The organism is Zoogloea sp. LCSB751 (assembly GCF_002028455.1).
In the GTDB taxonomy this organism is placed as follows: Bacteria; Pseudomonadota; Gammaproteobacteria; order Burkholderiales; family Rhodocyclaceae; genus Zoogloea.
Map to the genome: position 1 here is coordinate 1 of NZ_MWUM01000463.1, position 248 is coordinate 248.

At 51.2% G+C, this 248-nt stretch carries 1 protein-coding gene; it reads right to left on the minus strand.

Features of this window, described 5'->3' with window-relative positions; all coding sequences use genetic code 11:
* Positions 1-248: agmatine deiminase family protein (locus B4920_RS27330; RefSeq protein ID WP_173862735.1), on the minus strand; the 248-nt coding region annotated here is incomplete at both ends.

Consider the following 248-nt stretch of genomic DNA (forward strand, 5'->3'; position numbering starts at 1 on the left):
AGAACCCGCTAAACGCTCACCTGCCGTACGTGGCACACCAGTGCCTTCAGTCACACCTTTTGATTCTTCTTCGCTGCAATACAGCGGCCCTGGTTGTGGCAACAGATGGATTTTTAACTTACGGCCTTGGGCATCCACAGTGTTTTGCAGCACTTCGAGCGCGGCTTTTGAACGTGGATATTGTGGATCAGTTTCATCGTCGGTCCAGTGCAGAATGACTTCACCAGGACGGGCAAAACAGCACATAT